Annotated in this window: 7 protein-coding genes; 6 read left to right on the top strand and 1 reads right to left on the bottom strand. The window is 66.6% G+C overall.

What is annotated here, in order from left to right:
* Window positions 1-80: 80 nt before the first annotated feature.
* The 3 genes from ABGA94_RS01930 to ABGA94_RS01920 are packed head-to-tail and all read left to right on the top strand — an operon-like array spanning window position 81 to window position 3484.
* A complete protein-coding gene (locus ABGA94_RS01930) occupies window positions 81-875 on the top strand; it encodes a thiazole synthase (protein ID WP_005418798.1) in 795 nt (264 codons plus the stop codon).
* Window positions 875-1609, top strand: a complete 735-nt coding sequence (trmB, locus tag ABGA94_RS01925; protein ID WP_375366226.1) for a tRNA (guanosine(46)-N7)-methyltransferase TrmB — start codon at window positions 875-877, stop codon at window positions 1607-1609. The genes ABGA94_RS01930 and trmB overlap by 1 nt, the downstream gene beginning before the upstream one ends.
* Before the next feature lie 27 nt (window positions 1610-1636).
* Complete coding sequence (locus tag ABGA94_RS01920) at window positions 1637-3484, top strand: SLC13 family permease (RefSeq protein WP_005418803.1); 1848 nt, start codon at window positions 1637-1639, stop codon at window positions 3482-3484.
* Window positions 3485-3616: 132 nt separating this feature from the next.
* Here the strand turns inward: ABGA94_RS01920 and ABGA94_RS01915 are convergent, their stop codons facing one another.
* A complete protein-coding gene (locus tag ABGA94_RS01915) occupies window positions 3617-3952 on the bottom strand; it encodes a Rieske (2Fe-2S) protein (RefSeq protein WP_065185296.1) in 336 nt (111 codons plus the stop codon).
* Between the two features lie 178 nt (window positions 3953-4130).
* Here ABGA94_RS01915 and ABGA94_RS01910 point away from each other — a divergent pair, with 178 nt between their 5' ends.
* The 3 genes from ABGA94_RS01910 to mscL all read left to right on the top strand — a co-directional run bounded on the left by ABGA94_RS01910 (window position 4131) and on the right by mscL (window position 5663).
* Window positions 4131-4412, top strand: coding sequence for a hypothetical protein (locus ABGA94_RS01910; RefSeq protein ID WP_005410817.1), 282 nt, complete (start codon window positions 4131-4133; stop codon window positions 4410-4412).
* Window positions 4413-4487: 75 nt separating this feature from the next.
* On the top strand, window positions 4488-5204 hold the full coding sequence (locus ABGA94_RS01905; RefSeq protein ID WP_005418807.1) for a fumarylacetoacetate hydrolase family protein: 717 nt from the start codon (window positions 4488-4490) through the stop codon (window positions 5202-5204).
* A gap of 54 nt (window positions 5205-5258) precedes the next feature.
* The gene (gene mscL / locus ABGA94_RS01900; RefSeq protein WP_005418809.1) at window positions 5259-5663 is read left to right on the top strand and encodes a large-conductance mechanosensitive channel protein MscL; all 405 of its coding nucleotides are present in this window, start codon (window positions 5259-5261) and stop codon (window positions 5661-5663) included.
* Window positions 5664-5773 lie beyond the last annotated feature (110 nt).

The following is a 5773-nucleotide window of genomic DNA, read 5'->3' as shown; positions in this document are numbered from 1 at the left end:
CCCCCCCCCCCCCCCCCCCCCACGCTCGACCCCGCCCTCTACGTGACCCCATCTTCAGGCGGATAAGCGATAATCGCGCCATGAACGTTCATGTCTCCCCCGATTCGCTGGTAATCGCCGGCAAGACCTATGGCTCGCGGCTGCTGACCGGCACCGGCAAGTTCAAGGACCTGGAAGAAACCCGCCTGGCGACCGAGGCCGCTGGTGCCCAGATCGTCACCGTGGCCATCCGCCGCACCAACATCGGGCAGAACCCGGGCGAGCCGAACCTGCTGGACGTGCTGCCGCCGGAGCGCTTCACCATCCTGCCCAACACCGCCGGCTGCTACACCGCCGAGGACGCGGTGCGTACGTGCCGCCTGGCCCGTGAACTGCTGGACGGCCACAACCTGACGAAGCTGGAAGTGCTCGGCGACCAGAAGACCCTGTACCCGGACGTGATGCAGACCCTGAAGGCCGCCGAGCAGCTGGTCAAGGACGGTTTCGAGGTGATGGTCTATACCTCCGACGACCCGATCCTGGCCAAGCGCCTGGAAGAGATCGGCTGCGCTGCGGTGATGCCGCTGGCCGCGCCGATCGGTTCGGGCCTGGGCATCCAGAACAAGTACAACCTGCTGCAGATCATCGAAGACGCCAAGGTCCCGATCATCGTTGATGCCGGCGTGGGTACCGCGTCGGACGCGGCGATCGCGATGGAGCTGGGCTGCGACGGCGTGCTGATGAACACCGCCATTGCCGGTGCGCGCAGCCCGGTGCTGATGGCCAGCGCGATGCGCAAGGCGGTCGAGGCCGGCCGCGAGGCCTTCCTGGCCGGGCGCATCCCGCGCAAGCGCTACGCCAGCGCCTCCTCGCCGGTGGATGGGCTGATCGGCTGATGACCAATCCTTTTGACAGCGCCGGTTCCAAGGCCCCGCCCAAGCCCTTCACCGTGAGCGAGGGCCGCCGCGAGGTGCGCAGCTTCGTATTGCGCCAAGGCCGTTTCACTCCCGCCCAGCAGCGCGCGTTCGACGAACGCTGGCCGCGCTTCGGCATCGATTACAACGGCCAGCCGCGCGACCTGGACGCCACCTTCGGCCGCCCGGCACACAAGGTGCTGGAGATCGGCTTCGGCAACGGTGCCGCGCTGCGCTTCGCCGCCCAGCACGACCCATTGCGCGACTACATCGGCATCGAAGTGCACGCCCCCGGCGTGGGCCGGTTGCTGAACGCGCTGGCTGAGGACAATGCCGACCACGTGCGCCTGTACCACCATGACGCGGTGGAAGTGCTGCAGAACGAGATCGCCGATGGCGCGCTCGATGAAGTGCGCATCTACTTCCCGGACCCGTGGCACAAGAAGCGCCACAACAAGCGCCGCCTGCTGCAGCCGGCATTCGCCGAGCTGCTGGTGCGCAAGCTGCGCCCGGGTGGCCGCCTGCACTGCGCCACCGACTGGGAAGACTACGCCGAGCAGATGTGGGACGTGCTTGACGCGACTGCCGGCCTGGTCAACCGCGCCGGCCCGCGTGGCAGCGTGCCGCGTCCGGACTGGCGCCCGCAGACGCACTTCGAGACCCGCGGCCAGAAGCTGGGCCACGGCGTCTGGGACCTGCTGTACGACCGCACCTGACGATCGCCTGAGGACGCCGCGCCCCACATGGATACCGCGCTGACGCTGACCAACGACATGAAGCTCGTGCTCGGGCTGGTCGGCTTCACGATGGCGATGTTCCTGTTCGAGCGCATCCGCGCCGACGTGGTCGCGCTGGTGGTGCTGGTGGTGCTTGGTGTCACTGGGCTGATCGCGCCGGAGGAGATCTTCGGCGGTTTCTCCGGTAACGCGGTGATGAGCATCATCGCCACCACCATCCTCGGTGCGGGCCTGGACCGCACCGGGGCGCTGAACCGGCTGGCGGCCTGGCTGCTGCGGCGCGGCCACGGTGTCGAGCAACGGCTGCTGATGATGACCACCGCCATCGCCGGCCTGAACTCCTCCTTCATGCAGAACCCGTCGGTGATGGCGTTGTATCTGCCGGTTGCCTCACGACTGGCAGCGCGCACCGGGCTGACGATGCAGCGCCTGCTGCTGCCGATCTCGGCGGCGATCGTGATGGGCGGTGCACTGACCATGGTCGGCAATTCGCCGCTGATCCTGCTGAACGATCTGCTGGCCTCGGCCAACAACAACCTTCCCTCCGGCCTGGCCACCATCGAGCCGCTGCGCATGTTCGCGCCGCTGCCGATCGGTGTGGCGTTGCTGATCGCTTCGTTGCTGTACTTCCGCTACTACGGCGACCGCAAGCTGATCGAAGAGGAAAGCCTGGTCAATGACGGGGTCACCCCGGCGCGCACCGAGAGCTACTTCGCCAAGACCTATGGCATCGAAGGCGATGTGTTCGAGCTGGTGGTGACCGCCGAGAGCCCGCTGGTGGGCATGACCCTGGGCGAGGCCGAGACCCTGCACGATGCGCCGCTGCTGCTGGCCCTGAAGACCGGCAACGACACCCGCCTGGCGCCGCCGGCGGAGATGCGCATCTGGGTCGGCAGCGTGCTCGGTGCGATGGGACCGCGCCAGCAGATCAGCGACTTCGCGCAGAACCAGTTCCTGCGCATGTCCTCGCGCCTGAAGCACCTGGGTGACCTGTTCAACCCCAGCCGCGCCGGCATTTCCGAGGCAGTGGTGCCACCGACCTCGAACGTGATCGGCAAGAGTGCGGCCGATCTGCGACTTCGCAAGGAGCGCGGCATCAGCCTGCTGGCGATCAACCGCGACAAGCAGGTGATCCGCGAGGACGTGCGCGACGTGCAGCTGCGCGCCGGCGACATGCTGGTGTTCCACAGCATCTGGACCGACCTGGCGCAGGCCGCGCGCAGCCGCGACTTCGTGGTGGTGACCGACTATCCGACCGGCGAGCAGCGCCCGCACAAGTTCAAGATTGCGATGGCGATCTTCGCGCTGACCATCCTGATCGCGCTGACCAGCAAGCTGCCGGTGGCGCTGACGCTGATGACCGGCGTGGCCGGCATGCTGCTGACCGGCGTGCTGCGCATGGACGAGGCGTATGCCTCGATCAACTGGAAGACGGTGTTCATGATGGCCGGGCTGATTCCGCTCGGCTGGGCGATGGACTCCAGCGGTGCGGCCGCGTGGGTGGCCGGCCATACCATCGACAAGCTGCCGACCGGCATTCCGGTGTGGGTGCTGGAGGTGGCGCTGGCGCTGCTGACCACGGCGTTCTCGCTGGTGATCAGCCATGTGGGTGCGACCATCGTGATGGTGCCGATCGCGGTGAACCTGGCACTGGCAGCGGGGGGCAACCCGACCGCGTTCGCGCTGATCGTGGCGCTGTCGGCGTCCAACAACCTGATGACGGCCTCCAACCCGGTGATCTCGATGATCACTGGCCCGGCCAACTACACCCCGCGCGAGATGTGGCGGGTCGGCGGCCCGCTGTCGCTGATCTATACCTGCGTGGTGGTGCTGATGATCAACCTGATGTTCTGAGGGTTAGGTTCTACAGTAGATCCACGCCATGCGTGGATGCCTTTTGTAGCGTCGAGCCATGCTCGACTGCTCCTGGTTTGATGGGGTCAGAGCCGTTTTCCTGCGGAAAACGGATCCGACCCCCAGCTGGCCTCAGGCCAGGTAGACCAGCCCGTCGCGTACGTCCACCGGCACCGTACGCAGGCGGTCACCCTTGCACGGGCCGGCGATGCAGTCGCCGCTGTCCAGCGTGAACGAGGCGCCATGCGCGGCGCATACCAGGTGGCCCTCACGGCTCTTCAGGAACTGGCCTGGGGCCCAGTCCAGGCGGCGGCCAGCGTGCGGGCAGATGTTCAGGAACGCGCGCACCTGCGCGCCGTCGCGGTACAGCACCAGCGATTCGGCATCGCCATCGACCACCGCTTCGACCTCGGCAAACGCGCCATCGGCAATGGCATCAAGGGCGATCAGGGCAGCAGCGATAGTCATGGCAAAGGCTCGGACGGTAAACCGGAATTGTCGCATGCCTGCTCAGGTGACTGGCTGCGACATGAACACAAGTCATTGATCCGTAATAAGCACAGGCTATATTTAACGAGTTTTTCACTCAATGACAGTGGCGCGTCCCGATACTCTGTTTTCGCTGATCCCAGCCTATCGAGCCGCCATGTTCAATCGCGCATCCGCCTTCAACCAGTTCCGCACCCTGTTCGCGCCGCGTAAGCCGCGTCATCCGCTGGTGCGCGTCGCCGTGGGCCTGCTTGGCCTGGCGATCCTGGCGGCGATGGTGTTCATCGGTGTGTTCGTTGGCGCGGCGATGATCCTGGTCGGCCTGGCGTGGAAGCTGCTGGCTTCGCGCAAGCCGGGCGTTGCGCGTCCGGTTGACCCGACCGTGGTTGAAGGCGAGTACCGCGTGGTGCGCAAGCCGGTGTTGCCGGCCTCGCGCTGATCCAGGCCTTCCGCGCCCGCTGACGGCGGGCGCCATGCGTTCTAGACTGCGGGCACGCCCTTCCTGGATGCCCGCATGTCCGATGTCTCCGATGTGATCCCTGCCGTAGCCCTGCCGCGTGTACCGGTAGCCGGTGGCGGCAGCTTCCCCGTGCACCGCATCTACTGCGTCGGCCGCAATTTCGCCGACCACGCCCGCGAGATGGGCGCGGCGGTGCCGGCGGCCGATGACCGCGGCCGCCCGATGTTCTTCAGCAAGCCGGCCGATGCGATCGTGGTCGGCCACGACGATGCCATCCCCTACCCGCCGGCAACCGCCAACCTGCACCACGAAGTGGAACTGGTGGTGGCGATCGGGCGCGATGCGCCCACCGGCGAGCTGGCCGTGGCCGACGCCGATGCGCTGGTCTATGGTTACGCCGTCGGCCTGGACCTGACCCGCCGCGACCTGCAGGCCGCGGCCAAGGACAAGGGCCACCCGTGGGACGCGGCCAAGGGCTTCGACGCCTCCGCGCCGATCAGCGAAATCGTCCACGCCGAGGAAGTCGGCGACCTGGCCGCGCTGAACCTGTCGCTGGAGGTCAACGGCGAAGTGCGCCAGCAGGCACTGCTCGACCAGATGATCTGGAACGTGCCGGAGATCCTGCATGAGCTGTCCAAGCTGTGGCAGCTGCGTGCCGGCGACCTGGTGTTCATGGGCACCCCGTCCGGGGTGGCTGCGTTGAAGCCCGGCGACCGCTTCAGTGCCCGCCTTGAAAACGTGGCCGAGCGCCACGGCGTGATCGCCGGCTGACATCACCTGCGCTACCCTGCGCGCTGTCCACTTCCCCACCGGAGAAAAACAACAATGGGAATGCTCACCGAGTTCAAGGAATTCGCCATGCGCGGCAACGTCATCGACCTCGCCGTCGGTGTGGTGATCGGCGCAGCCTTCGGCAAGATCGTGACGGCGCTGGTCGAGAAGATCATCATGCCGCCGCTGGGCTACCTGATCGGGCGCGTGGATTTCTCCAGCCTGGCCTGGACGTTGTCGCCAGCCCGGCTCGGACCGGATGGCAAGGAGATCCCGGCGGTGGTGGTTGGCTACGGCGACTTCATCAACACCGTCATCCAGTTCGTGATCGTGGCTTTCGCGATCTTCATCGTGGTCAAGGCGATCAACCGGCTGTCGCGGAAGAAGGAAGCTGCCCCGGCGGCGCCGGCCGAAGAAGTGGTGCTGCTGCGCGAGATCCGCGACAGCCTGAAGAAATGAGGTATCGGGCGCCTATGGGCGCCCCTCCCACCTGTAGAGCCGAGCCCACGCTCGGCTGATCTGCAAAAGGCAGCCGAGCATTGGCTCGGCTCTACAGAAGCAGGCGAAAG

This window comes from Stenotrophomonas sp. 3diitr2024 (genome assembly GCF_042136455.1).
GTDB lineage: Bacteria > Pseudomonadota > Gammaproteobacteria > Xanthomonadales > Xanthomonadaceae > Stenotrophomonas > Stenotrophomonas sepilia.
This window is presented reverse-complemented; position numbering and strand designations above follow the sequence as displayed.